Source organism: Lentibacillus kimchii (genome assembly GCF_055381965.1).
Genome location: NZ_AP043934.1, coordinates 1,447,112 through 1,472,109, shown reverse-complemented (window position 1 = coordinate 1,472,109; position 24,998 = coordinate 1,447,112). Strand labels below are relative to the sequence as shown.

Genomic DNA, 24,998 nt, shown 5'->3' with positions numbered 1-24,998 from the left:
TTTATCCATTCCTTTGCATTATATTTCTATGAATGAATTTGATCATTTTCCAGTATGTTGGCATCGTCTTCCATTCCGAATTCGACGTGACCTTCAATCCATTTTCGCCGCGGTTCTACCTTATCACCCATCAGAGTGGTGACACGTCTTTCGGCGCGGGCCAGATCGTCAATGGTGACCCTGATTAATGTACGTGTTTCCGGATTCATCGTTGTTTCCCACAGCTGATCAGCATTCATCTCACCCAGACCTTTATAGCGCTGCACGGTATAGCCTTTTTTGAATTCATTAATCGTCTTTTGCATTTCTGTATCGTCCCAGGCATAAACAGTCTGCTCCTTATTTCCTTTTCCCTTGCTGATTTTATAAAGCGGCGGCAAGGCAATATACACCTTACCTTCCTCTACAAGCGGGCGCATGTACCGGTAGAAAAAGGTTAGGAGGAGCACTTGAATATGGGCGCCATCCGTGTCAGCATCCGTCATGATAACAATTTTATCATATTGGCTCTCGCTCAATGTGAAATCGCCGCCAACACCTGCGCCAATCGTATTAATAATTGTTGAAATTTCCTCATTTTTCAAAATATCCTGCAGTTTCGCCTTCTCCGTATTGATCACTTTGCCGCGTAATGGCAGGATGGCCTGAAATTTGCGATCACGTCCTTGTTTGGCCGATCCGCCAGCCGAATCACCCTCCACAAGATACAATTCATTATCCGCCGGGTTTTTGGATTGAGCCGGCGTTAATTTACCGCTTAAAAGTGTGTCTTTTCGTTTTTTCCTTTTTCCTGACCGTGACTCTTCCCGTGCCTTTCTGGCAGCATCACGTGCTTCCTTTGCCTTCATAGCCTTACGAATAAGGGTGCCGGCTGCTTCCGGATTCTCTTCTAAAAAGTAGGAGAGATTTTCCGATACGACAGCATCAGCGACCGACCTGGCATCTGGTGTACCCAGTTTATCTTTGGTCTGGCCCTCAAATTGCAGCTTTTCTTCCGGAATGCGAACAGAGACAAGCGCCGTCATTCCTTCCCTGATATCTGTACCTTCAAGATTTTTATCTTTTTCCTTCAGAAATGCATTTTTTCTGGCATAATCATTAAAGACACGCGTAATGGCCGTTTTTGCACCGGATTCATGTGTGCCGCCATCTTTTGTGCGTACGTGGTTGACAAACGACAGCATATTTTCCGCAAATCCATCGTTAAACTGAAAAGCAAAGTCCGTCTCAATACCTTCTTGCTCACCTTCAAACGAAACAACCGGATGTAATGCATCTTTTTCTTCATTCAAGTGTGTTACAAACGATTTTAACCCATCAGGAAATTGAAAAACTTCCTGCATATTGTCCCGCTTGTCTGTCAGTTCTATTTTTAAGCCTTTCAATAAAAAGGCCGCTTCTCTAAGCCGTTCCGATATTGTTTCATAGTTATATGTGGTCGTCGTAAAAATCGCAGGATCCGGTTTAAAGTGAATGATGGTTCCCTTTTTATTTGTTTGGCCTAATTTTTCCAAAGAACTGACAGGTTTGCCGCCATGTTCAAAACGCTGCTTATATCTATAGCCATCCCGAAAAATGGTTACCTCAAGCCACTCAGACAACCCGTTAACGACAGACGCACCAACGCCATGCAGACCACCGCTTGTATTATAGCCGCCCTGGCCAAATTTACCGCCGGCATGCAAGACGGTGAAAATAACTTCGGTTGTTGGTCTGCCGCTGCTGTGCAGACCAGTCGGAATGCCTCTGCCTGTATCTTCAACCGCAATACTATTATCATGGTGGATCGTCACTTTAATGACCGAACCATAGCCGGCCAGTGCTTCATCAACAGCGTTATCAACAATCTCGAATACTAAATGATGCAGACCACGCTGGTCAGTGCTGCCGATATACATACCAGGTCTTTTTCTAATCGCGTCAAGCCCTTCCAGAACATGGATCGACTCATCTGTATATTGTAATGGTTTGTTTGCCATGAAGCCCTGTCCCCTCTCTTTTACTTAATCAAGCATACACGTTATCCAATCAGTATTTCAATGATAGAACAAACGTTTCGGTTTGTAAACTGTATTTTAGCTTATGACCAATAGTAACGGGCATTTCAGCTATGCCGAAATGCTCATTAAGCCCACACCATGCGCTCTAGCTGCCGTTAATCGTCCAGCAAATCTTCTTGAGTCAAATAGTCACGGGCAACATCAGCCGGGTCCTTATCTTCATAATCCACACGGTAATTCAGCTGACGCATTTCATTATCTGTCATACGTCCGCCCAGTTTATTCAGAACGTCAGCAAGCTTCGGATGTTTCTTCAGCGTTTCATCACGTAATAACGGGGCGCCCTGGTAAGGGGGAAATAGATTTTTCGGATCGTCAAGGATCGTCAAATCCATATCAACCATATAACTGTCGGTAGCATAGGCATTAATCACATCAACTTCACCATTCTTCAGCGCTTCCTGTCGAATGCCTGGTTCCAGAGTCTGGACATCACTGATAGCAAGATTATAAACATCCTGCATGCCTGTATAGCCATCATAACGATCGTTAAATTCCAAAGTAAAACCGGCTGTTATATTACTTTCCACCTTTTTCAAGTCTCCGATAGATTCAAGATTATGCGTTTTAGCCAATTCCTGAGTTGTTGCAACCGCATATGTGTTATTATAGGTCATTGGTTTTAGCAGTGTCATATTGTATTGCTCTTCCATACCCTTCTTAGCTTGCTCATACACTTCCTTTTTGTCATTACTGGCCGGTTCTTGTTCCAGGTGAGTGACAATAGCGGTACCTGTAAATTCCGGATAAATATCAATACTGTTATTTTTAAGAGCACTGAAAACAAAGGCTGTTTTTCCCAAACCGGGTTCTAAATCAACTGTTAAGTCTGTTTCGTCTTCAATCAGCAGTTTATACATGTTAATTAAAATAGCCGGTTCCGCACCAAGTTTTCCGCCTATCGTAATATCTGCCTGTTTGGCAGGTGAATAGAAAAACGGTGCAGCTACAATTAAACCAGCTACAGTAAGCATAATAATAAATGATTTAAAACCCGCTCTTTTGGAAATGCGTTCAACGCCGCGCAAAATAACATCAAGCAATATAGCCAAAAGAGCAGCTGGAATAGCGCCGAGCAAAATGAGATTCAGATCGGCACCGCGGTCAATTCCAAGCAGGATAAGTTCACCGAGACCGCCCGCACCAATAAGTGCCGCGAGCGTCGTTGTCCCGACAATCAATACCATAGAGGTCCGGATGCCTGCCATAATTACCGGCATGGCAAGCGGCAGTTCTACTTTTGTCAGCCGTTTAAATGAGTTCATCCCCATACCGGTTGCTGCCTCTTTTAACGCGGGATCCACTTCTTGAATACCCGTATATGTGTTGCGTAAAATCGGAAGCAGCCCATAGATCGTTAACGCTATGATAGCAGGTGTCGTTCCTATTCCAAAAAACGGAATTAAGAACGCCAGGACCGCCAGACTGGGAATTGTCTGCAAGATGGCTGACAGCCCAATTATGGGTTCCGCAATCCGGTGATACCGGGTAAGAATCAATCCCAGCGGCACAGCAATGACAATGGCAATAATAAGTGATAATAGTGATATTTGCAGGTGTTCCCAGATCGTCTCTAAAAGCATATCCTGTCTGTTGCGAAAAACCGAAAGAAAATCTTTCATGACCGGACCACCCCATCTTTTCTCGCGGTTTCATGTTTCAGAAATGCCACGATATCAGAGTAGGTTAAGGTGCCGATAAGCTCACTGCCTTTCAGGACGGGATATACCGATTGCCGATTTTCCTGCAGTTTTACAGCCGCCTGATCCAGAGTCATATTATTTTCCAATGTTAAAATCGTATTCACTGTCTGACCATCGATGACAGCACCAGCAAACTGATCAGCCGTATCATATATGATATAGGTTCCTTTTTGCGGAAAGTCGCTGTTTTCATATGCTGCAACAGTTATCGAATGGTTCCCCGATCGATCGGCAATGACATCAATCGCTGTTTGCCATGGCGATTTGCGTTCACCAATAAAGGTTTTCACAAAATCGGTCTGAGGATTAAGAACCAGCTGCTGCGGTGTGTCAACCTGGACCACCTGCCCTTCTTTCATCAGACAGACTCGGTCACCGAGCGCCAGAGCTTCATCCATATCATGCGTTACAAAGACAATCGTTTTCTGAATTTCCTGCTGTATTTGCCGGATATCCTGCTGCAGCTGTTCACGGCTGATTGGGTCAAGAGCACTGAATGGCTCGTCCATTAAAATAATATCCGGGTCAGCAGCCAGAGCACGAATGACTCCTGCACGCTGTTGTTCACCACCGGACAGTTCACTTGGTTTGCGTTGTTTGTACACAGACGGATCCAGCCCAGCCATGTCCAGCAGTTCAGCTGTTCGCTGCCGAATGGATGACTGCCTCCATTTTTTCATTTCTGGTACAACAGCGATATTTTCCTCAATCGTCATATGCGGAAATAGGGCGATTTCCTGAAGCACATACCCAATATTCCACCTGAGTTCATGAATATGATAATCCTCTACGGGCGCGTCGTTTATGTATATTTTTCCTGATGACGGTTCCTTCAAACGGTTAATCATCTTCATCGCTGTTGTTTTGCCGCATCCGCTCGGGCCAATAAGCGTCATCAGTTCACCATCATTTATTTTTAGGGAAAAATGATTAAGTGCCTGCGTGCCATCCGAATAAACTTTTTGCACATCCTCAAATTGAATCATAGATTTCTCCTTCAGAGAGTTTTCTTATCATTATAGCACAATTTTTTGTGTCTTTGTCTGAAATATTTTGAATCTATGACGTATTAATGGTTCTATGTATCATGACTTCGTGGTAAAATAGTCTGGAGTTATTATTACTTGGAAAGTAGGTTTGCTATGGAATTTCTGGCTTACGCTGTTATCGCTTACTTATTAGGGTCCATACCCTCTGGCATTATTGTGGGGAAACTGGGCTACAATCTGGACATCCGACAGCACGGGAGCGGCAATCTTGGTGCTACCAACACGTTCCGAATCCTGGGTATAAAAGCCGGAATTATTGTCGTAACAGCTGATATTCTAAAAGGTACGATTGCAACAGCACTCCCGTTAGTGTTCGATGCCGGGATATTTCGCCTGGGAGTGGGCTTATTCGCGGTGCTTGGCCATACATATCCGTTGTTTGCCAGATTCAAAGGCGGAAAAGCCGTTGCTACATCCGGCGGTATTTTCCTTGGTATAAATCCAATTTTATTTGCTATTATGGTGGGATCGTTTCTTGTAACTTTATATATTTCTAAATATGTTTCCCTGGCATCAATGCTTACTGGCATTATCGCCACTATTGCTTCCGCTGCCTTTCACGACTGGACTTTGTTCATCGTCACAGCCATTGTAACTGTTTTTGTGTTTTATCGCCACTGGGAAAACATTAAACGCATTAAAAATAAAACGGAACCGAAAATTACCTGGATGTAATGATAAAGCCGATAAATTGAATCCTGCTTCATTTGTTTAGTATACTGATATTGTAATTTAGTTACGAATTGGAAGGGGTCACAGATCGTTATGGATAAAGCTAGACAATTTGCTCAAAAACAGCTGCCGGATAAAGCACAGCGTCATAAACTATTTGGTTCTGTCGAGCCCGGTCCCAGAACAAAACCAAACGAAAAAAGCGGCATGACTGATGTACAGAATACAAAAAAAGACTTTTTATTTGACCTTGATGCTGTCGGGATTGCGAATGTACAGCACCCAATCACCATTGCCAGTAATCTGGAACCGGAAACCCAAACAACAATCGCTTCATTCGAGTTTTCCTCAGCTATAGATAAATCCAGCAAGGGAACGAACATGAGCCGTTTCACAGAACAGCTGCAGACACTTCAGGAGAGTGGCTTCAGTATTAATATCGAAACGCTCAAGCATTTTGCAAGAGACTTGGCAATACGTCTGGATCAAAATGATGCTGAGATAAAAGTGAGTTTTCCCTGGTATTATGAACGCCGCGGTCCTCAATCAGGCCTCACTGGCATGAATCATGCAGACGCATCAATCCGGGTACACTATGATGCCGTCTCAGGCCATACCATTGATGTTTCCCTTGCACCGTTTGTTACGACACTCTGCCCGTGTTCTAAAGAAATTAGTGAATACGGCGCACACAATCAGCGCGGAGAAGTAAGCATGACTGTATCACTCGCAGAAGACTTTGATGAAACATCAATCGATTGGAAAGAACAGCTTCTGGAAGCGGCAGAAAGCAACGCCAGTGCCAGACTGCACCCCGTCCTCAAACGGCCTGATGAAAAGACGGTAACCGAACAAGCCTATGAAAATCCACGTTTTGTTGAGGATTTGGCACGTCTTGTAGCTGCAGATTTATATGAAATGCCGTTTGTCAACCGGTTTCAAATTCAATGCCGCAACGAAGAATCAATTCATATGCATGATGCCATTGCATCAGTATCATTCGACAAACAGAGCCAAAGCTGATCGCCTATGAAAAATATTGCGATCGGACTGATAACGTTTTACCGTAAAGTTATCAGTCCTATTAAGCCCCCAACGTGCCGTTTTTTTCCGACATGTTCTCAATACGGATTAGAGGCTTTTCAGCGTTTTGGCTTCTTTAAAGGCGGCTATCTGACCATCAAGCGTATCAGTAAATGCCATCCGTTTCACGCAGGCGGACTTGATCCTGTACCGGAAAAGGACGAAAAATAGTAAAAGGCGCTGATTGATGTCAGCGCCTTTTACTATAATTTAAAGCGTTTAATTTGGTCCCACTGTGCTTCCTGCCGCAGGATAAATGCCTGCTTATCCCCAAAAAGATCAAAATGCGGATAAGCATCATCCATATCAATCCACTCAGCCCGTAAACCATACTGGTTCCCCCAGGCTGTCAGTTTGTCTATATCACGGCAGCCGGCTTTTGTAACTGTATCACAGCCGGGAAATCGTTCATCGATCCAGTAATGCGTTAAAAAGCTGACCGTATCCTGCGAAACAGCTGTTTTCCACTTGTTTAATTCCTGTCTGTTAATACCAAATGCCATCACGCTTCACCGTTCAATTGCTTTAAATAAGCTTGATGCCATTCAGGATAAGCCTTACGCAATGGCATTGGACGGAAGGATACCTTATGTACAATCACATGTGTGGTTGTTCCAGTAACAGCTGTCTCACCATTTTCCTTCACAATTCGATAACCATAAACCGTTCGAACACCATCGTAAGCATCCAGCCATGTTTCAACAGCTGCTTCTTCACCGTAGCGAACGGGCTGTTTAAATTGAACCTGCGCATCAGTGACCGGGGATACAATATGATTGTTTTCCATATCCATATAAGTAAAGCCGAGACTCTCGATATATTTGGTGCGGCCAATTTCAAACCAGATGAGGTAATTAGCATGGTAAACGACACCCATTTGATCAGTTTCCTGGTATCTTACCTCGATTGGCGTATTTGTTTTATGCAATCTTGTTTCCCCCTTTTATGATGTCTAAAGCCATATTACCACATATCACTTTAAAACAGGAATCAAGCGCTTTGCCCGTAAGTGTTAAAAGCCCCAAGCCATTAAAGCATGACCTGAGGCAAGCATGTAGTCCTTATGCGGGTATTTGTCCATCATAATTGCTCCTGTTCCAGGGTTAGTAAGACCACATGTCACGTTTTCAATTTTTTACGAAAACCCAGGAAATATGTATACAGACAAAAACGCCATTTTTGCTCCTAATCAGGCGCTCTTTCATCGATTGGGGGATTCACGTTCGCTTTCATATTTTGCTCGATCTTCTCAAGCACTGATTCATCCTGCAACATTTGCTGACGATTTTCCTGTACAAGTTCATCAAAGGATAATTGTCTTTTTAAAGCCATTGATACCACTCCTCTTAAAGCTTTATTGAATGTTAAAAAGCATATATTAAGAATAGTGTTGCCATTTTTATAAAAATTTATTCAGAAGATGGCAGGCATTAAAGATTAAGACAGAATGGCCAAAACTTGTCATTCATTCAGAAATTAAAAAGGCCAATACACCAGAAATATCAGGTGTATTGGCCTTTTCTAATGACCGCTTATTGGGCAATGCTATCTGATTGCAGCTTATTCCGCAATACCATCTGCAGAATACCCCCGTGACGATAGTAATCAACTTCCACATCACTATCGAAACGCGCAATAACATGAAACTCAGTTTTGTTATCAGCTTCATCAATAGCCGTGACCTTAATGCGATCGTGCGGTTTGACATTTTCATCAACTTCAACATTAAACGTTTCTTTGCCTGTAAGGCCAAGTTTATCAGCGCTGTCACCCTGTTCAAATTGTAATGGGAGGACACCCATCATAACCAGGTTGGAACGGTGGATACGTTCAAAACTTTCTGCAATGACTGTCTTAATGCCTAAAAGATCCGTACCCTTAGCCGCCCAGTCACGTGACGATCCCATGCCATAATCTTTGCCGGCCATCACAAGCAGATCTGTGCCATCTTCCTGATACTTCATAGCTGCATCATAAAACGGCATCAGTTCACCAGTCGGCCAGTAAGTCGTATAACCGCCTTCCTGTCCCTGGGCCAGCAGATTGCGAATACGGATATTAGCAAACGTTCCCCGCATCATCACTTCATGGTTCCCCCGGCGTGAACCATAAGAGTTGAAGTTCCTTGGCGATACGCCTTTTGAGCGCAGGTACTGACCAGCAGGCATATCCTTAGGGATAGCGCCGGCAGGTGAAATATGGTCTGTTGTAACAGAATCACCAAACTTGCCGATTGCCCTAAGATTATTTAATGGCTTGACGCTTCCCGCCTCTTCTGGCAATCCTTCAAAAAATGGCGGATTTTGAATATATGTGGATTCACTGTCCCACGCAAACAAAGGTTCATCGGTAGTTTGAATGTTATTCCATTTCTCATTGGAATGAAAAACAGATTCATATTCTTTGCGGAAGATCTCTGGTTTTACAACAGTTTGGACCGTGCTCTTAATATCCTCCATTGAAGGCCAGATGTCTTTCAGATAGATTGGCTCTCCGTTACCATCGGTTCCCAGACGATCTTTTGTCAAGTCAATATCGACAGTTCCAGCAAGTGCGTACGCTACGACCAATGGAGGTGATGCCAGATAGTTAGCTTTAACAAGCGGATGGATACGCCCTTCAAAGTTCCGATTGCCGGATAGAACAGACGAAACCGTTAAATCTTTTTCTGAAATGGCTTCTTCGATTTCCGGGCGCAACGGACCGGAGTTACCGATACATGTCGTACAGCCATAACCCACCAGATTAAAACCAAGCTGATTCAAATATTCCTGCAGCCCAGAATCAGCCAGATACCGTGTCACAACTTTCGAACCTGGCGCAAGCGACGTCTTGACATATTCCGGAACTTTTAACCCTTTTTTGACTGCCTCTTTCGCAAGAAGTCCGGCACCAAGCATGACATAAGGGTTTGACGTATTGGTACACGATGTAATGGCCGCAATTGCCAGAGCGCCTGTTTTCATAACCGACGTTTTGCCATCAGGATGATTCACTTTAGCTTCTTTTGCAAATTCTGATTGATCAAGGCCTAATCCCTGGTTGCCTAATGGTGCTGTAACAGCTTGATTAAATGATTGTTTCATATCGGATAAAGCGATTAAATCCTGTGGACGCTTGGGACCCGACAGATTCGGTTCAAGTTCTGACAGGTTAATTTCCACAACCTCACTGTACTCAGGATCCGCCTGATCAGGCGAATACCACAGATCATTTGTTTTGCAATATGTTTCAACGAGTTCAATCTGTTCTTCACTTCGTCCCGTTAAGCGAAGATAGTTCAGTGATTCTTGATCAACTGGGAAAAAACCGCATGTAGCTCCGTATTCAGGAGCCATATTAGAAATTGTAGCGCGATCAGCAAGCGGCATATCTTGCAATCCAGGCCCGAAATACTCCACAAACTTTCCGACCACATTTTTTTCACGCAAAACTTGCGTTACTTTTAATGCCAAATCTGTTGCTGTGGTGCCCTGCGGAAAGCTGCCGGTAAACTTAACCCCGATCACTTCCGGTGCAGGGAAATAAGATGGCTGGCCAAGCATACCTGCTTCAGCCTCGATGCCGCCAACCCCCCAGCCAAGCACACCTAAACCGTTAATCATCGTTGTGTGCGAATCAGTACCGACCAGTGTATCAGGGAATGCATCATACGTTCCATCTGCATTTTCAATCCCGTGAACAACGTTTGCAATATACTCCAGGTTGACCTGATGCACAATTCCGGTGGCGGGCGGGACAGCACGATAATTATCAAATGCCTTTTGCGCCCAGTGCAGAAATTCATAACGTTCCATGTTGCGTTCAAATTCTAAATCCATATTAGCTGCTAAAGCGTTCTGTGTCCCATACTGATCCACTTGTACTGAGTGGTCAATGACTAAATCCACAGGCACTTCCGGATTGATTTTGTCTGGTTCACCGCCCATATCAACCATGGCTTTGCGTAACGAAGCCAGATCAACAACAGCCGGAACACCAGTAAAATCCTGCAAGATTATTCGTGACGGTTTAAACGGCACATCAGCTTCCTTACCGGTGTCTGCCCCCCATTTAGATAAACTTTCCACATGTTCGTCCTTAATAACATGCCCGTCTTGCTGACGCATGAGTGACTCCAACAGCACGCGAACTGAGAAAGGCAAACGGGATACGCTGCCTAATTGAGCATCTTCAATTGCTTTGAGCTGATAAAAATTATACGTTTTGCCATTAAGCTCAAACTGCTTTTTAGCATTAATTTTCATAAGGATGACCCCTTCCCATTACCATTTTGCCAATTCCATCCCTTTAAATATATCGTACTCGAAATCAATCTATAAGACAATTGATTTAAGAAAAATAAACCTATATAAAAAAATTATGATATCTGATAAGCAATCCTTATAAGTTACTAGTCTATCTGCAAACGTTTAGTTATTATTAAGCTTCTGGAATATGACGCGAAATGTACTGCCAATAGTGTTATTTCGGAAAATATCCAGACGTCCATTATGATTTTTGAGAATCTGCTGGGTAATCATCAGTCCAAGGCCCGTCCCATTTTGTTTCGTTGTAAAAAAAGGGTCCCCAAGTTTATGTATGACATCCTCATGTATGCCAGAACCTTCATCGATAACATCAATTATAATATTATCCTGATCCGATTGATCCTTTACAGTTATGTATCCAGGATTGTCCATGGCCTCAATGGCATTTTTAAATAGATTAATAAACACTTGTTTAATCTGGGAACGATCACATTCGATCATGCCTCCTGGATTCTGTTCTTGCAGAATAATAATATTTTTCAGCCCTGCCTGTGGTTTTAAAAGGGTTGCAACATCGTCTATCATTTCTGAAAGATTCTGTAGTTCCTGCTGATCAGTCATGGGTTTGGAAATAAACAATAACTCTGATGTGATAGTCTCCATCTTTTCAATTTCATCAATCATAATAGGATAAAACGCTTCTTCGTTCTTTACACCAGCTTGCAATAGCTGCAGGAAACCCTTCAGCGATGTAAGCGGATTCCGGATTTCATGAGCAATGCCCGCCGAAAGCTGGCCAGCCACGGACATTTTTTCTGAGTGAACCATCATATCTTCGGCTTCTTTTTTATCGGTCCTATCCTTGGTTGCAACTATATAAAACAATTTTTGGTTATCATCTTTTACAGACGTCAGCAAGTTAGCTGTTGACATACGTTTCCCTTCGCAAGTCTGCAGCTCGAGATTAAACGTTTTTTGTTCCTGCAGTGTCTTATCAACATTTGCTTCTAAATAGGTTGCATTTTCCTCCGAAACCCATTGATGCCATGTCGTACCTATCAGATCCTCTGCTGCAAGACCCAATATCGGCTCAACGGTTTTCGAAATATATCGAATAATACCGTATTGATCAAGTACTGTAATGAACCCACCCATATTCTGATCAATCCACTGGAGAATTGGTGCAGGTAACGAAGCCAGATTATTGAATATGGGTGATGGCGATAATGCCGAATGATGATAGTCTCTTGAATGGTGTCCTGGTGATTGCCAGTAGTAGCGATTAGTCATTCTATTGCCTCCTCTCTCGAATTTCGTCAGTTATTCATATGACAAAAATACGGAAAATATGCTAATATGTAATATAAAAGAGTTGTATGTATATAAACTTTGTACAGATAAAAATGTAGAAATTTTACACTTTATGGGAATATTTGCATACTCCTATCATATCCTACAAATACCAAAATATAAAGGGAAATAATATTATATATCAGATTAACAAACAAAAACAGGTGATAATATGGGTATTATTGGTGAGTATCTGATTGTTTTATGGGGATTTTTACTGATTATCCTGATGGGAATCGGCGGGTTCTTTATGTTCCGCAAATTCCTCAAGCAATTGCCAAAACAAGACGGTCATTCTAACATGGACTGGGAAACATATTATGTCAATGAAACAAAATATATGTGGGGAAAAGATCAAAAACTGCTATTAGAGGAATTAGTCAGTCCTGTCCCTGAGCTGTTCCGCGATGTAGCCCGGCATAGGATTGTCGGCAAGATTGGTGAGGTTGCGCTGGCCAAACAATACAATACAATTACGTCTGACATATTAATTGAAGGGTACATTTTAGCAACACCGAAACGTGATCATAAATTTTTAAGGAAAAAATTAAAAGAAAAGGAAATCAACGTTGCTCCGTATGAGCATTTATTCCCTCTGTCACGATCTGACTACGCTAAAAATTGGCGAAACCGTTATAACAAAAACATTTAAAAAGGCTGACCATACGGGGTCAGCCTTTTTAAATGTTTATGTCGACTCAGGTTGATTGAGTTTCTTTTCCAGCTTTTTATACTTATAGAGCATAGCCAGACGCCATGATATAATCATACCAAAGGCTAAAAGGAAGAACATGCCGCTCGTCTCCCCTACCGAAATCGTTGCGCCTATAATAACTTTAATAATAATTCTAACCAATAGTAAACCAATCAAAACAAAAACAAAAGCTTTTGACGGGATCAAATAAATTTGTTCACCTTTTATTTGAAATTTGGATGTCTTGATTAGGAAAACAGAAAAGATAATGCCAACTATGAGTGCTTCAGCAATCTCGGACAAATCCAGCCGAAAAGCTGGCACAAGATACATAAATGCTCCTGTACTCATAAATATCGGCGGCAATATGATTTTTTTAACGGATGCCGGCTGCTTGGAAGCTTTAAGTCGAAGAACCATCATAGCAGTTGCCATCATTGCTGCAACCAGCGTACTTGCTATTAACCAAAACATGATTAATCAACTCTTTCCTAAAGGCAAATTATTCAGCTTTGACAAGTTATCTAAAGAGACTTAAATTTACAGCCGGTTAACGATCGTCTGCAATAGTCAAAATAATGGTGATTGTTACGCCTAGAACAGTCAGATAAACACCAAAATCAAAAATTGTTGCAGTCGCAAGTTCCATTTCACCAATAACTGGTATATGCACTTCAGCAAATGTATGGGATAAAAATGGCTGTTTAAACAGAAAAGATCCCACCCCTGTTACAGCTGCAATCAACAGGCCGAGAGGCGCCATTTTAAGAAAGTTTACCGGTAATACCTTTTTCATGATATTGGAGCCATAAGCCATATACATAAGAACAATGGCAGCAGATGTCATTAAACCGCCTATAAATCCACCGCCTGGTGAATTATGGCCTGCAAACAGCAAATAAATTGAAAATCCTAATAATATGAAAGCAATAAGTGATGTCATTGTTCTCAGAATCAAATCATTCGGCTTATACATGTCAGATAAAACCTCTTTTCCATCATTTGCTTCACTAAATGGCTCTTACAATCCAGAAAAGCCAAATAAGCTGGCTAAAAACCGCGTCAGATCTCTCATCCAATCAAAGTACAAAGCGACGCCCATGAAGACCATAATATAACCGCCTATTTTAACAATCTTTGCACTGTGCCGTTTAATCCATGCCATCTTACCAACAAAAAATGACAGGATAAAAAACGGAATGGAAAAACCGAGTATATAACTAAGCATCATAACCATGCCGATATCCGGATTGGATGCCGCCAGCGATATCACAATGACCAGAATAGGACCCATGCAAGGCGTCCATCCCAACGAAAAAGCAAGACCTATAATAAAGGAACCTACATACCCAGCTGGGCGATTTTTAATGGTTATTGTCCGGTCTTTCATAAGAAATTGGAAATTAAAGACACCAACAACAACCAATCCAAAAAACACAATTAAAACGGCACCAATCTGCCTAATGACAGCCTGATTCGCTTTAAGAAACTCGGAAATAGCCGACGAACCGAAACCCAGCATAATAAACACAAGTGAAAACCCGAGCAGAAAAAAAGCAGTGTGCAGTAAACTTTTCCGTGTCAGCATTTTATTTTCATTGGTTAATTCATTAACACTCATACCGGTAATATAGGAAAGAAACGCCGGATACAACGGCAGGACACAAGGCGAAATAAACGACAAAAAGCCTGCACCGAATGCAATGAAGACATTAATCTCTTCTGACATGCCCATCCCCCCTTACAGTAGGAACTGCTTGCATTTTACCAAAAACAACCGCACATAATGTTCTTGGTTTTGACAACAATCCAACATTTTCACGTTAAACAATTAAAGATTGTGTTGCTGATTGAAGAGGAATGGTCGCTGTCGATATACAAGCATACGGGTTAAAACCCCTGCTATAACATCCTGCACAGGGGTTGTACAACTTATTATCTTATATAAATAAGTCCGATTATTTACCTTGCTGCTGATTGTTCATTTGACGCATCATCTGATTAATTTTCTTCTTGGATGGTTAACTTCTAAATTAACCATAAGCCTATCATATCAAGGTTGAACCGTTATATACAACACTCTTAACTGGTAGTGACAACTTTACCATACATGATATATTCTTGTCTAATATTGATATGTCATATTAAAATTTTGGTTTATCTTACATGGATTATCAATTCCGTCTGAAAATTAAATAATTAATAATTGTTATTAATCTATAGGTTACATAGATCATGCTCAAAGACTTTTTTATATTAAGTTAGACCAATTAGTCGTGAAAGTACAAAAAATCTCTCAGCTTGATCTGTGTAATCTGTGTGGATTACGGTTAAAATAAAAGGAAAATAGGGGCTAAATATACCCCTATTATACCTGCTTGCCGTATTTACCTGTTATGTAACCTAACTGACCATCGTATTTAACTTCCCAATAGCCACTAGAACTATTTTTACCTTTAACTGATCCATTAAGTGGCAATGTACTACCTAAACTAGCCGTACCTAAGTTATTACTATTATTACGATTAGGACTATCCATAACAATAGCTGCGTTACTTACACCGACAATTTTCAGCTTACCTGCATTACCAGATTTGCTATTATTAGATAATACATTACCATTTACAATCTCTGCATTCGTATCAGGAGCTACGTATATATTACGTTTACCTTTGCTGGTGTCGATTGTAACGACATTATTATAAGGCTCATCAAGTATTTTATATTCTAGTCCATCATACCTTGCAGGTGTCAAACTCCAGTCACTATTCTTAGATACAGGTTGTACATTTAATTTATATGTTTTCCACGTATCAGCACTAGCTGGTAGCTTAACCATTTTAGCACCACCATTATTATTGTCTGAATGATGATTAGATTTAGATGCACTATGTTTAACTGATACATCTTTACTGTCCATTGATGCTTTAACCTGATCAATCAAATCAGATACTGAGACACCATGCGATTTAAGATAAGCTACAGGGTCTTGATGATTTGTTCCACCTAGATTTTCTGACACATCTTGATGCGTATAGAATGTGCCTAGATGCTTAAATTTTAGATTACGTCTATTGAGTAGCCATGCTATTAATTGAGTATAATATTTCATAGACTGTTCAAATTCATCTTCATTTGACCGTCTACATAACTCTACATGGACTGCCATACTGTTAGCAGGTTGACCTGCGCCCCAAGCTTGATAATCTAATGAAGCACATTGCCATATACCAGTATGGTCTACAAAGAAATGTGGATATGCCGACATGTCCTGCCAGCCATTATTACCAAAAACCCCTTTATTGCGTTCAATTGAATCATCATCTACGGCTGTCTCATGAGCTACAACCATTTCATAATTACCTTTTCCATTTTCAAATGTATCTTCTGGTAGTCCTGTTAAGAAATCTTTATCAATATTAAGATTCATTTTAAACGTTTCCTTTCATATTATTTTGTTGTTGTTTATGTTTTCTTTTCTGTGCTTTCATCCAGTTATCAGCGTGTTGTGCTTCAGGTGTCATGTTATTATTTTTCCACCAAGTCCAGATTGTGCCAATAACTGTAGCTACACTAGATACACCTTCATAAATCTGATCTTGTGAAAATGGTAGTGAATCAAATCCTATTGTTGTAAGTATCTGATTAATTAATAAAATAGCTAATACAACTAATCTTATAATTGCTTTTTTCATATTATTATCTCCTTTTATTTCTATAAATTAACTATAAATCTAGATATTAATATACCTAGAGTGACTAGACTAAATATAACTGCACCCCAATCACGTATACCTTGTCCAACTGTTTTTTTACCCTTTTGTTCGGCTTTAATATTTTCAATTTGATTTTGTACATCATCAATTTTTTTACGTGTTTTATCTATTTCTGATCTTGTATTATTCACTTCATCTCTAAGACCGTTGTATTGTTTCATGAGTGCTCGTGTTTCTTTCATCTCAGTTCTTAAACTACTTACAGCGTCTTTCATGGATATCAATTGATCAAAAATTTCTCGTTTTGAATACCAATCATTGTTGTTATCCGACATTTAAATACCTCCAACATATATGTATATCTAGTCCTCCTTTAATTTCATAAAAAAAGACAACCCAATTTATGAGTTGTCTTGATTATTTGTTTGGTTTTGTTGGTCTGATTGACTAACTTCATTTTCATATTGTGATACCAATGATTGAAGCATAGCTTTTTCTTTTGTTAATTCCGATACCTGTTGTGATAAGCTATCAATTACCTGCTGTGCATCTACTTGCTTTTGTTGCATTAATTAGCCTCCTGATATTTGTTTAATTTTGTTTCAAGTGTTTCTATTCTGCCTGAAAGTTGCTGTACAGCTTTCCAAAGTATGCTTGATTTATCGCCGATACTAATGCTTGATTCATTTGAATCACTAACAGCTTTAGCTTCATTAGCCATTAAGCCAATTTTGAAGTCTTGGTTTTCGTCTTCATGATTGTATCTAAATCTGTAAACTTGTGAACTATTTACTATGTTAAGTGCATCTTCATCATATTTGCTGATATCTTTCTTAACATCAGGTGATGATCTCTCATGAAATCCTTCAGCGTGAATCCGTGTGTTAGCATTAACACCATCATCTGCATCAAGATGTAATGTGCCCTTCGCTACAAGTCCAATACTTCCGTTATAGTTGAATTTAATTCTTGATGTGCCACTGCTCGTAAGGTAACGCATATAGAAATATTTTGAACCTTTTTCCATTATCATTTTGTCTTTGCTGAGATTGTTACCGTAACCCCAGATCATGTAAGGTTTATTTGTTCTGCTTCCGTCTTCAGCTCGGAATCCAATGTGCATTTTATCTTGTTCTTCACTTAATAAACCTTCACCTTGATACAGTGTTATTTCTTGTTCAGTGACACTCATTCTTGCATCATATTTTGTGCCTGTCTTGATTGTGACACCTTCAATTTCACCGCCTTCAATATTACCTGCTTTAACAGTACCATCAAACGTTCCTGTTGCACCGTCAAGTCGTCCTGTGATCTTAGCGTTCCTAATGTCAGCATCAAGAATTTTACTTTTAGCAATTGTCGTATTTAAGAATTTAGCATCAACGCCTTTAATGTCACCAACAATGGTTGCATCTTTAATCGTTGCATTAAGTGCTCTCATATTTTTTGTAGTCAAGTCTTTAATTGTTGCAAGTTTACCCTTAAACTCACCTATGATTGTTGCATCTTTGATGAATGCATCAAACGCCCTCATATCTCGAACAGTTAAATCATTAAATGTCGCATCATCTGCATTAAAGTCACCTGTAACTGTTGCATCTTCAATTGTTGCATCAACAGCTTTCATGTTTTTCGTTTCAATATCCTTGAGTGTTGCATGATTTCCGTCTAATGTTCCAGATATTGTTGTGTCACGCATTGTTGCATTAATGGCAGTCATGTTTTGTGTTTTCAGGTCTTTGATTGTTGCTAATTTACCATTCAGGATACCTGTTATTGTGGCATCATGAATAGTTGCATCCTTAATTTTCGCATCAATTGATTCCATGCTTTCAGTTGTTATATCTTTAATAGTTGCATGTTTTGCACCTATCGTTCCAGTAACAGTTGTATCACCATTAATAATTAGATTTTTCCCAAGTATTCTTGAATTATTCTTGTTTATATCTTTGGCTGAATTTCCAACTGTGACTTTATTATCAAGTGCACGGTCTAAGTCATTCAATTCACTGTAAACATCATTAAAGTCGTCATCTCTGTTTGCCAAGTCTTTTTCAAGATCGTCAATGCTGCTTTCAGTTGAATTGATACGTTTTTCTGCATCTGTTAAGTTATGTTCAAGATTATTTAAATCACTTTTTGTTGATCTTATGTCTCTGTTAGCATCTGATAGATTATCATTTAAGTCGGATATGTCTGATTCTGCTGATGATAATTTACCTTTAGCTTTATCCAAGTCTTTATCAAGCTGGTCAAGTTGATCTTCAGCATCATCAATTCGTTTCTTGCCTTTAGCAACATCTTCAACCGTATCAGCTAATTCTTTTTCAGCTTGATCTAAATTGTCTTCAGCTTTATCAAGCCGTTCTGATGTTTCTTCAAGGTCATCATTAAGTTGTTTTTCTAAATGGTTTAAGTTGTCACCAACTTCACCAATATCAGCTTCAACTTCTTCTTTAATTTTGTCAGGTTTGTTTTCAAATTTACCCTTATTTTCGTTGTAGTCTTTTTCAACATCATTAACTCGTCCTGCTAGATCAAGAGCGTTACGAAAATGACCTAATTTAATTTTCGATTTACTCTTATCATTAAGATTATGTATATATTCAATGATCGTAGCTTTAGTTACAATATTTGGATAAACACTACGATTAATTACCTCTACGGTATCACCTAAATGTATATCATAGACTGAGACACCTAACATTTTAGCTAGATTAAGTACGTCAGTATCATAAGTTTTGTTCAGGCTGATTTTCTTTTGTAATTCTTGATAAGCATTAAACAATAAACTTGCAGGATCTTCTTCTTGTCCATCATAAAATCCAAACTTATGTTGCTTACCACCTTTACGTACTCTGCCCCATAATTGTAGAGCTTCGGGATCTCCTACGTATGGTTGTCCTTTTGGTTTGTCAACTGGATCACCATTATCTTTAGACCATTCTACATCTGCAAATGTGAGCCTATTGCCATCTGCATCAGCTTTACCTTTTGCATATAAAGCAGTTTTGATAGGTGTGGAATCTAATTCACGACTAGATGATACAATATCTACACCATCTTCAAATCTATGGCTTGTCTGTGCTTTACCACGACTTTTATAAACGTCTATATAGCGTCCTGTAATACGACTGCCTTTAGTATTGATACGATACTTAACTTCACCGTCAAATTTATTGACAATTTGAGTAACAGCTTTGCGTACAGACATGTTTTTAAGATCTAATGATCGTTGTTGTTTGAATACATCTACATGACCAACATTCCATCTTGTACCTTGTAACACAGTCTCTAAAGCATCTTTTAGGTGGGCTGATGATACTGTATAAGCCTCTAAGAAGTCGTCTATTAGATCGTATTCTCCACCTTCACCTTCAATTACTTTTGTTGACTTACCAGCTTTATCTTTATCTTTAACCTTACGTATAACATACTCTTTAAGATCACCGTCAGAATCTCTTGTAACTAATCTTCCCTCATTTTCGATTTTCTGTACATCTGGATTATTAGCTATTATCTCTAAACTAATGGTGACTGCACCATTTAATTCTTCTGGTGCTTCCGCTTTTTTGTAAGGTATTGTATCATCAGATAATACAAGTTGTAGCGTCTCATTCCTATCATAGATAAATACAGGTGCAGATTTAGTTATTTGTTGTGGTTTATGCTCAAATCTACGTAGATAAGTTAATAACTCGTTAGATTTTAAAGTCCATTCCGATTGTGCCAATGTGTCAATAGTTGAAAATTCTTTAGACTTAGTATCAATATTCCATAACCATGTTGATTGTGCCTTTGCTGTTTTACGTAATAATGGTTTAACTGATGATTGCCAATTAAAACTATCGTGTGTCATTGTACGCTTTACCAATAGATAATTAGACTGAGATTTCCAATCCATTGTAGACTTGGCAGTTGTTTGATACATCATTGTCGTTGTTACCTTTGCTTCTAATATCCACTTAGAATTAGTAGATATTTCACCGCCCTCTGATGCATTAAATGGTAAGGCATTAAACTTATTATTGTTAAAGATAAGGTGTCACCTCCTTTTTTGACATAAAAAATACGCCTTATGGCGTTAGTATTAATTTAATATTTTATACCTTTGTTCTACTTTTTTAACTGTGTTATCACTACTTGCTGTATAAATATTATCATTGCTATCAATAGCTACTGAATTTACTGAACTATCATGACCTTTAAATGTCCATTGCTGTTTTCCAGTGCTGTCTATCTTTTTAACTGTATTATCATCACTTGCTGTATATATGTTGCCATCTTTATCTATAGATATTCCATTTATAGTATCCGAATGTTGTGTAAATTCCCAAACTTCTTTGCCTTTATATGTCAGTTTCTTTACAGATCCACTAGCATCACCAACAAAAACATCACCTAAATTGTCTACAGCTATAGCAGTTATATCACTTGCACCGTTATCATAACTCCATACTTCATTTCCTGAGTTATCAATTTTTCTTACTGTTTCATCATGCCCGCCTTCATAAGCGTTACCATTTATATCAGCATCTACTGCATCAATAGTCCCTGTATTACCTGAAAATGACCATACTTCATTGCCTGATCCATCTATTTTCTTCATACTGTTGTCACGACTGGCAGAATAAACATTACCTTTATTATCAGCAGCCACATGCGTTATATGTAGAGAATGGCCAGTAAACTCCCATTCTTTGTTACCTAAGCTACTGATTTTAGTTACATTACTTTCGCTATCACCTACAAATATATTTGAATTATCATCTACTACAATATCTTCAATTCTTGTATCTGTAATGAGACCACTTTCAAAATCACTAAATGACCATAATTCATTACCATAACTATTTATCTTTTTTACTTTCCCATCAGCACTAGCAGTATAAGCATTTCCACTATTATCAATATCAACTGCTTCAACATTGTCTGTATGACCTGAAAATGTCCATACTTCATTCAGAATGAGTTTAATATTTGATGTAGGTAAAGTATCGCCAACACCATAATTGCCACCACTACTACTTGTTTCAATATTACCAATAGCATTGGCTAGTTGTTGAAATGAAGGACTACTAGGCACATAAACACTACTATCTTTGTCAGTAATGGCTGTGCCTATTTTGTCTTTACCACTACTGACAGATGACTTTAAATTATCCATCTCGCTTTGTACACTTTTACCGTTATTCATATCAATATCTGTAGCTTTGCTAGGAATAGAAGGTTTATTTGATAAATCATTATAATCTCCACTAAATAGTGAAGGCTTGTCTGTTAAATCATTATAACTACCACTAAAATCTGACTTATTATTCCACTTATTTTTTTCAGAAGATGTTACGTGAGTATTATCACCTACGTGGTTATCAAATTCGTTTTTAGTTGCTTGCTTATCGTTTGTTACATTTGATAAACCAATATCAGATTTATCTAAACTTATTTCACCTGTCTTACCATTTACAGATGCTACTTTACCTTCTACCTCATTGCCATTAGCATCAATAACTTTACCACTACTATTTATTTGAGCTACACCATTTTTAACTCCTTTGTCTGAAGAGGGGATAGCATAGCTTTTAGCACTAGACAAAGCAGTGTCAGCTTTGCTCTGTGCATCAGAAGGTGTTTCTTTATTGTCTAATTCGGTTTGTAAATCTGATATATCAGTAATATCGTGAGTATGACTTTTTGGTTTAAACTTACTAGGCTTATTAGGTATATTACTCCATGTTATATCAGGTAAATTATTATCAGTATAAGTTTTTGCATCAGATAATGCTTTGTTTGCCTTATTCTGTGCATCTTGTTCTGTAGCTAACTCATTATACATTCCAGCCGTCATATTTACTTCTACCAGAGTACCTTCATCGTAATCTTTAGCTGATACATCCTCTACATCACGTTTAACTGTTAATGTATTATCATTAATATCTGTTACTTCTACTACCTCTTTTTCATCTATTGTTAATCTAAAAGGTACATTAGGTAAGATAGATGCATATTTAACATCTATCTTAGTGTCATTAGCTTTAACGTCAGATGTTAATGTTGTACTCACATTGTTTTTTGCATTTAGTCTTGCCATCTATGTATCACCCTTTCTTTATTTTGTTGGTATTTCAATCTCATAGTCGCCCTCAGACAATCCAAACTGGACATTTTTATTGACTACAGGGTGTTCTTTATTACCGTCACTATCTTTAACATATGCTGATGCTCTATTTAATTCATTATCTTTATCGTCTAATAGAACATAATAATGGATTGTGCCCCAATCTTCCTGCGCTACTGGAAAATAGATGTCTGTATTGTTTACAGCCATATTGCTCGATTTCTTTTTAAATGTAACTTCTTGTCTTTGATAACTACTTGCTGATACCTCACCACTCGCTGTGTAAGCTGCTAAATATAACTTATTTGGTGGTGTATACGTTTCACCTAAGAGTACGTGACCTAATATATTTTTTGCTAAATATGTTGACATTCCCATTTATCATCATTCCTTTCCATAATAAAAAGACACTCGTGTGAGTGCCTTTGTGTTAAATATTTTAATTAAAGTTACTTATACAGTTGTTAATACATTGGAATCCAATCCTTAATCTCTTTTAATATTTTGTACCCTTTATTAGTCAATGTGTTTTCATCTAAATACTCAATACCTTTTAATGTTATTCTAGGATTGATAGCTTTATATTCTGTATATTGCCTGTCTGCAAAGTTAACAGGAGCTAATCCTGCTATTAGATTTTCTTCTAACATCATAGATAATACTTTACAGTATCTCGGATGTGTAACATTTAAAGATTCCTCGTTCACTTTACTAAAATCAACTTTTTCATCATCCATAGATTCGTCTAAAAATTTAAGTACAGCTAAAATAATATCATTAGTATCATTTGCCATTTAACCCCTCCTTGTCTATATAATACGACAATAAGGGGAGTTATAACCATTAAAAATATGCAAGTATGTGGACGTATGAAAATGCTTAAGATTTATAATTGATTCAATTTTCCTTGAATTTTCTTAGCCTGTTCTTCATGCTCAGAATTTAATAGTTTAGCTACTGAACTGAATTCAGATTTTTCTCCGACAAGCAAATTATCTACATTATCAACTGATTCCTCTACTTTTTGAAGAAGGACATCTACTAATCCACATTGCTTAAATTCCAAACAATTTCTTAGTGCGCTTAAATATGATTTATATGCATTAGCATACACACCTTGTTGAACGTGGAGGTCACCTTTTAAGAATTTAAGATCAATCTTAAGGCTTGTTATTTCTGTATTTTTATCTTCCACAGTGTTTTGCAAATTATATATTGAATACCATACAGAACTAAGTTCATTTCGAGTCAAACTTTTAGTTTCTGAACTTAATTCACTTTTTATTTGTTTAAGATCATCTTCTTTTAAGTCTGTAATTATTTCTTGCTTCACTTTTTCAATTTCCTTTTTTCTAAGCTTTTGCATCACAAAGAAATTTGCTGCTAGAAAAATAACAAGTATCGAAATAATACCGCTGATTGCCCATTGCAACATTGTTTTGTAATCTTCGTTCTGTTCCACTATAACTCTAATTAAATCATCTATCTCCAAACGATCACCTCTCCCTGTCCACATAATACGACAAGAAAGGTGATTTTTCTATAAAAAATACGCCGGTCAGGGCGTGGTGTTACTTCACATTAGACAAACAGTTAGTCGATTAATCCTTGTTCTTTCCATGATTCAAATTGGTTTTTCCATGTTGGTGTTGTTTTTTTGTGGTTGTATAACCATTCATAAGACAAAGAAGCACCGTTTCCATCAAATCGTTTAATAAAACCTTCGGGAGATATAAAACAATTGTATAATTCCATAACTACATTGTTGTCTTCGTCAGTTGGTAACGTATTAATAACCTTTTCTACGTTCATAATTTACCTCCTAAACATAGTGATTGATACATTATATTTAAGGTCTCCATCGCTTTTATTATCTACTTTAAATCTAAAACCATCTCCTACCACTTTAGTGCGATTAGATGTGGTCTTAAATCCGTTGTGATCTGTATTAGTTAGATTAAATAAACCTGCAGGAGTATCTTGGTCGACTTTTAGACTATAAGAATGATGTGTTTCTAAAACTTCAAAAAGAGAAACTGATATTTCGTCTACATCTTTGTACATATATACATTTGATTGTTTCGACGTACCTGCCATCACTATCTCTTCTTTCCATAGTTGTTCCACGACTTTACTCCCAGATAGTCTAGTAGTTGCTGGCGTATCACCACTCACAATACCGTCCAATTTATTTTCAATTTTAGATAAACGATCTTCCGTTTCAGGCTGACGTGTATTCATAGCTCTACTACCATCTTTTAATTTTGATATTAATTCTTTTACTTTAAATGTTGCCATTCATC

General features: G+C 38.6%; 26 protein-coding genes. 4 read left to right on the top strand and 22 right to left on the bottom strand.

Annotated elements, in window-relative coordinates:
* Window positions 1-26 precede the first annotated feature (26 nt).
* The 3 genes from parE to ACZ444_RS07880 all read right to left on the bottom strand — a co-directional run bounded on the left by parE (window position 27) and on the right by ACZ444_RS07880 (window position 4,749).
* Window positions 27-1,979, bottom strand: a complete 1,953-nt coding sequence (gene parE / locus ACZ444_RS07890) for a DNA topoisomerase IV subunit B (RefSeq protein ID WP_382361549.1) — start codon at window positions 1,977-1,979, stop codon at window positions 27-29.
* Between the two features lie 176 nt (window positions 1,980-2,155).
* Window positions 2,156-3,682, bottom strand: coding sequence for an ABC transporter permease/substrate-binding protein (locus ACZ444_RS07885; protein ID WP_382361552.1), 1,527 nt, complete (start codon window positions 3,680-3,682; stop codon window positions 2,156-2,158).
* Window positions 3,679-4,749 carry an ABC transporter ATP-binding protein gene (locus tag ACZ444_RS07880; RefSeq protein WP_382361555.1) on the bottom strand — a complete coding sequence of 357 codons (1,071 nt, stop codon included), beginning with the start codon at window positions 4,747-4,749 and terminating at the stop codon, window positions 3,679-3,681. The genes ACZ444_RS07885 and ACZ444_RS07880 overlap by 4 nt, the downstream gene beginning before the upstream one ends.
* Before the next feature lie 156 nt (window positions 4,750-4,905).
* Here ACZ444_RS07880 and plsY point away from each other — a divergent pair, with 156 nt between their 5' ends.
* The 3 genes from plsY to yidD all read left to right on the top strand — a co-directional run bounded on the left by plsY (window position 4,906) and on the right by yidD (window position 6,738).
* Window positions 4,906-5,487: a glycerol-3-phosphate 1-O-acyltransferase PlsY gene (gene plsY, locus ACZ444_RS07875; RefSeq protein WP_382361715.1), complete on the top strand. Its 582-nt coding sequence runs from the start codon at window positions 4,906-4,908 to the stop codon at window positions 5,485-5,487.
* Window positions 5,488-5,577: 90 nt separating this feature from the next.
* Window positions 5,578-6,507, top strand: a complete 930-nt coding sequence (folE2, locus tag ACZ444_RS07870) for a GTP cyclohydrolase FolE2 (RefSeq protein WP_382361558.1) — start codon at window positions 5,578-5,580, stop codon at window positions 6,505-6,507.
* A 6-nt stretch (window positions 6,508-6,513) separates the two neighbouring features.
* Complete coding sequence (yidD, locus tag ACZ444_RS07865) at window positions 6,514-6,738, top strand: membrane protein insertion efficiency factor YidD (protein ID WP_382361561.1); 225 nt, start codon at window positions 6,514-6,516, stop codon at window positions 6,736-6,738.
* Window positions 6,739-6,770: 32 nt separating this feature from the next.
* On the opposite strand, the gene ACZ444_RS07860 is transcribed toward yidD, so the two are convergent.
* The 5 genes from ACZ444_RS07860 to ACZ444_RS07840 form a co-directional block, all read right to left on the bottom strand.
* A complete protein-coding gene (locus ACZ444_RS07860; RefSeq protein ID WP_382361564.1) occupies window positions 6,771-7,070 on the bottom strand; it encodes a hypothetical protein in 300 nt (99 codons plus the stop codon).
* Entirely contained in the window at window positions 7,070-7,495 is a 426-nt protein-coding gene (locus tag ACZ444_RS07855) for an acyl-CoA thioesterase (RefSeq protein ID WP_382361567.1), read from the bottom strand. Before ACZ444_RS07855 ends, ACZ444_RS07860 begins: the two co-directional genes overlap by 1 nt.
* A 257-nt stretch (window positions 7,496-7,752) precedes the next feature.
* A complete protein-coding gene (locus tag ACZ444_RS07850) occupies window positions 7,753-7,899 on the bottom strand; it encodes an FbpB family small basic protein (protein WP_382361570.1) in 147 nt (48 codons plus the stop codon).
* Between the two features lie 200 nt (window positions 7,900-8,099).
* Complete coding sequence (gene acnA, locus ACZ444_RS07845) at window positions 8,100-10,814, bottom strand: aconitate hydratase AcnA (RefSeq protein WP_382361573.1); 2,715 nt, start codon at window positions 10,812-10,814, stop codon at window positions 8,100-8,102.
* Between the two features lie 165 nt (window positions 10,815-10,979).
* Entirely contained in the window at window positions 10,980-12,107 is a 1,128-nt protein-coding gene (locus ACZ444_RS07840; protein WP_382361576.1) for an ATP-binding protein, read from the bottom strand.
* Window positions 12,108-12,339: 232 nt separating this feature from the next.
* On the opposite strand from ACZ444_RS07840, the gene ACZ444_RS07835 reads away from it, so the two are divergent.
* Window positions 12,340-12,819 carry a DUF2621 family protein gene (locus ACZ444_RS07835; RefSeq protein ID WP_382361579.1) on the top strand — a complete coding sequence of 160 codons (480 nt, stop codon included), beginning with the start codon at window positions 12,340-12,342 and terminating at the stop codon, window positions 12,817-12,819.
* Window positions 12,820-12,855: 36 nt separating this feature from the next.
* Here the strand turns inward: ACZ444_RS07835 and ACZ444_RS07830 are convergent, their stop codons facing one another.
* The 14 genes from ACZ444_RS07830 to ACZ444_RS07765 form a co-directional block, all read right to left on the bottom strand.
* Window positions 12,856-13,335 (bottom strand): CcdC family protein, encoded by a 480-nt coding sequence (locus tag ACZ444_RS07830; RefSeq protein ID WP_382361582.1) that lies wholly within the window; start codon window positions 13,333-13,335, stop codon window positions 12,856-12,858.
* 76 nt (window positions 13,336-13,411) lie between these two features.
* Entirely contained in the window at window positions 13,412-13,837 is a 426-nt protein-coding gene (locus ACZ444_RS07825; RefSeq protein ID WP_382361585.1) for a Na(+)/H(+) antiporter subunit B, read from the bottom strand.
* 45 nt (window positions 13,838-13,882) lie between these two features.
* Entirely contained in the window at window positions 13,883-14,590 is a 708-nt protein-coding gene (locus ACZ444_RS07820; RefSeq protein ID WP_382361588.1) for a cytochrome c biogenesis CcdA family protein, read from the bottom strand.
* A gap of 639 nt (window positions 14,591-15,229) precedes the next feature.
* A complete protein-coding gene (locus tag ACZ444_RS07815; RefSeq protein WP_382361591.1) occupies window positions 15,230-16,291 on the bottom strand; it encodes a peptidoglycan recognition protein family protein in 1,062 nt (353 codons plus the stop codon).
* A gap of 1 nt (window position 16,292) precedes the next feature.
* Complete coding sequence (locus ACZ444_RS07810; protein WP_382361594.1) at window positions 16,293-16,556, bottom strand: phage holin; 264 nt, start codon at window positions 16,554-16,556, stop codon at window positions 16,293-16,295.
* Between the two features lie 20 nt (window positions 16,557-16,576).
* The gene (locus ACZ444_RS07805; RefSeq protein ID WP_382361597.1) at window positions 16,577-16,912 is read right to left on the bottom strand and encodes a hypothetical protein; all 336 of its coding nucleotides are present in this window, start codon (window positions 16,910-16,912) and stop codon (window positions 16,577-16,579) included.
* Between the two features lie 66 nt (window positions 16,913-16,978).
* Window positions 16,979-17,146 carry a hypothetical protein gene (locus ACZ444_RS07800; protein WP_382361600.1) on the bottom strand — a complete coding sequence of 56 codons (168 nt, stop codon included), beginning with the start codon at window positions 17,144-17,146 and terminating at the stop codon, window positions 16,979-16,981.
* Window positions 17,146-20,511, bottom strand: coding sequence for a phage tail protein (locus ACZ444_RS07795; RefSeq protein ID WP_382361603.1), 3,366 nt, complete (start codon window positions 20,509-20,511; stop codon window positions 17,146-17,148). The genes ACZ444_RS07800 and ACZ444_RS07795 overlap by 1 nt, the downstream gene beginning before the upstream one ends.
* 156 nt (window positions 20,512-20,667) lie before the next feature.
* On the bottom strand, window positions 20,668-22,668 hold the full coding sequence (locus ACZ444_RS07790; RefSeq protein WP_382361606.1) for a WD40 repeat domain-containing protein: 2,001 nt from the start codon (window positions 22,666-22,668) through the stop codon (window positions 20,668-20,670).
* Window positions 22,669-22,686: 18 nt separating this feature from the next.
* Entirely contained in the window at window positions 22,687-23,073 is a 387-nt protein-coding gene (locus tag ACZ444_RS07785; protein WP_382361609.1) for a phage tail fiber protein, read from the bottom strand.
* A gap of 86 nt (window positions 23,074-23,159) precedes the next feature.
* The gene (locus ACZ444_RS07780) at window positions 23,160-23,489 is read right to left on the bottom strand and encodes a YjcQ family protein (RefSeq protein WP_382361612.1); all 330 of its coding nucleotides are present in this window, start codon (window positions 23,487-23,489) and stop codon (window positions 23,160-23,162) included.
* 92 nt (window positions 23,490-23,581) lie between these two features.
* Entirely contained in the window at window positions 23,582-24,187 is a 606-nt protein-coding gene (locus ACZ444_RS07775) for a hypothetical protein (RefSeq protein ID WP_382361615.1), read from the bottom strand.
* A gap of 101 nt (window positions 24,188-24,288) precedes the next feature.
* The gene (locus tag ACZ444_RS07770; protein WP_382361618.1) at window positions 24,289-24,507 is read right to left on the bottom strand and encodes a hypothetical protein; all 219 of its coding nucleotides are present in this window, start codon (window positions 24,505-24,507) and stop codon (window positions 24,289-24,291) included.
* A gap of 3 nt (window positions 24,508-24,510) precedes the next feature.
* Window positions 24,511-24,993 (bottom strand): hypothetical protein, encoded by a 483-nt coding sequence (locus tag ACZ444_RS07765; RefSeq protein ID WP_382361621.1) that lies wholly within the window; start codon window positions 24,991-24,993, stop codon window positions 24,511-24,513.
* Window positions 24,994-24,998 lie beyond the last annotated feature (5 nt).

Coding starts and splice junctions, on each gene's coding strand:
- parE (WP_382361549.1), bottom strand. CDS start 1,979: ATGGCAAACAAACCATTACAATATACAGATGAGTCGATCCATGTTCTG.
- ACZ444_RS07885 (WP_382361552.1), bottom strand. CDS start 3,682: ATGAAAGATTTTCTTTCGGTTTTTCGCAACAGACAGGATATGCTTTTA.
- ACZ444_RS07880 (WP_382361555.1), bottom strand. CDS start 4,749: ATGATTCAATTTGAGGATGTGCAAAAAGTTTATTCGGATGGCACGCAG.
- plsY (WP_382361715.1), top strand. CDS start 4,906: ATGGAATTTCTGGCTTACGCTGTTATCGCTTACTTATTAGGGTCCATA.
- folE2 (WP_382361558.1), top strand. CDS start 5,578: ATGGATAAAGCTAGACAATTTGCTCAAAAACAGCTGCCGGATAAAGCA.
- yidD (WP_382361561.1), top strand. CDS start 6,514: ATGAAAAATATTGCGATCGGACTGATAACGTTTTACCGTAAAGTTATC.
- ACZ444_RS07860 (WP_382361564.1), bottom strand. CDS start 7,070: ATGGCATTTGGTATTAACAGACAGGAATTAAACAAGTGGAAAACAGCT.
- ACZ444_RS07850 (WP_382361570.1), bottom strand. CDS start 7,899: ATGGCTTTAAAAAGACAATTATCCTTTGATGAACTTGTACAGGAAAAT.
- acnA (WP_382361573.1), bottom strand. CDS start 10,814: ATGAAAATTAATGCTAAAAAGCAGTTTGAGCTTAATGGCAAAACGTAT.
- ACZ444_RS07840 (WP_382361576.1), bottom strand. CDS start 12,107: ATGACTAATCGCTACTACTGGCAATCACCAGGACACCATTCAAGAGAC.
- ACZ444_RS07835 (WP_382361579.1), top strand. CDS start 12,340: ATGGGTATTATTGGTGAGTATCTGATTGTTTTATGGGGATTTTTACTG.
- ACZ444_RS07830 (WP_382361582.1), bottom strand. CDS start 13,335: ATGTTTTGGTTAATAGCAAGTACGCTGGTTGCAGCAATGATGGCAACT.
- ACZ444_RS07825 (WP_382361585.1), bottom strand. CDS start 13,837: ATGTATAAGCCGAATGATTTGATTCTGAGAACAATGACATCACTTATT.
- ACZ444_RS07820 (WP_382361588.1), bottom strand. CDS start 14,590: ATGTCAGAAGAGATTAATGTCTTCATTGCATTCGGTGCAGGCTTTTTG.
- ACZ444_RS07815 (WP_382361591.1), bottom strand. CDS start 16,291: ATGAATCTTAATATTGATAAAGATTTCTTAACAGGACTACCAGAAGAT.
- ACZ444_RS07810 (WP_382361594.1), bottom strand. CDS start 16,556: ATGAAAAAAGCAATTATAAGATTAGTTGTATTAGCTATTTTATTAATT.
- ACZ444_RS07805 (WP_382361597.1), bottom strand. CDS start 16,912: ATGTCGGATAACAACAATGATTGGTATTCAAAACGAGAAATTTTTGAT.
- ACZ444_RS07800 (WP_382361600.1), bottom strand. CDS start 17,146: ATGCAACAAAAGCAAGTAGATGCACAGCAGGTAATTGATAGCTTATCA.
- ACZ444_RS07795 (WP_382361603.1), bottom strand. CDS start 20,511: ATGATGTATCAAACAACTGCCAAGTCTACAATGGATTGGAAATCTCAG.
- ACZ444_RS07790 (WP_382361606.1), bottom strand. CDS start 22,668: ATGGCAAGACTAAATGCAAAAAACAATGTGAGTACAACATTAACATCT.
- ACZ444_RS07785 (WP_382361609.1), bottom strand. CDS start 23,073: ATGGGAATGTCAACATATTTAGCAAAAAATATATTAGGTCACGTACTC.
- ACZ444_RS07780 (WP_382361612.1), bottom strand. CDS start 23,489: ATGGCAAATGATACTAATGATATTATTTTAGCTGTACTTAAATTTTTA.
- ACZ444_RS07770 (WP_382361618.1), bottom strand. CDS start 24,507: ATGAACGTAGAAAAGGTTATTAATACGTTACCAACTGACGAAGACAAC.
- ACZ444_RS07765 (WP_382361621.1), bottom strand. CDS start 24,993: ATGGCAACATTTAAAGTAAAAGAATTAATATCAAAATTAAAAGATGGT.